At 24.0% G+C, this 579-nt stretch carries 2 protein-coding genes; both read left to right on the top strand.

Annotated features, from left to right (window positions below):
- The first annotated feature begins 78 nt into the window (after window positions 1-78).
- On the top strand, window positions 79-291 hold the full coding sequence (locus IEZ09_RS48330; RefSeq protein WP_189377326.1) for a NuoL/Nad5 family protein: 213 nt from the start codon (window positions 79-81) through the stop codon (window positions 289-291).
- Between the two features lie 60 nt (window positions 292-351).
- Window positions 352-567 (top strand): hypothetical protein, encoded by a 216-nt coding sequence (locus tag IEZ09_RS48325; protein ID WP_189260162.1) that lies wholly within the window; start codon window positions 352-354, stop codon window positions 565-567.
- Window positions 568-579: the final 12 nt, after the last annotated feature.

Here is a 579-nt window from a genome sequence, read left to right as displayed (position 1 = left end):
ATTATAATGTATTGATTAACTTATTTTTATGAAGAATCAGTATATATTAATTTAGGTACATGATTATCATTAGGAGATATACAAATAAATTATGGTTTATTATTAGATTCTTTATCAATGACAGTAATGGTACCAGTAGGAATAGTTACATTAGCTGTATTATTTTATGCAATAGATTATATGAGACATGACCCTAATCGTAATCGTTTTTATGTAATATTAAGTGTATTTGCTATATTTATGACAGTATTAGTTGTAAGTGAAAATTATTTAATGATGTTTATTGGATGAGAATTTGTAGGAGTTATATCTTATTTATTAATATCATTCTGAAATACACGTATAGCAGCAATGAAATCAGCTTTATCAGCTATATTATTAAATCGTATGGGTGATACTTTATTTGTAATTTGTTTAGCTTTTATGTTAAATTTATTTCATGCTGTAGATTTTTATACTATTGAATTATTAACACCTCATACAGATACATTTATATTAAATTTATTAGCTATAATGTTATTAATAGCTGCAACTGCTAAATCTGCTCAATTAGGTTTACATGGTTGATTATTATCTGCT

Origin of the sequence: Lentzea flava (assembly GCF_014648475.1) — a bacterium.
Lineage (GTDB): Bacteria > Actinomycetota > Actinomycetes > Mycobacteriales > Pseudonocardiaceae > Lentzea > Lentzea flava.
This window is presented reverse-complemented; position numbering and strand designations above follow the sequence as displayed.

What these genes read in the sequence shown, in the direction of transcription:
- IEZ09_RS48325 (WP_189260162.1), top strand. Translation starts at nt 352, where the DNA reads ATGAAATCAGCTTTATCAGCTATATTATTAAATCGTATGGGTGATACT.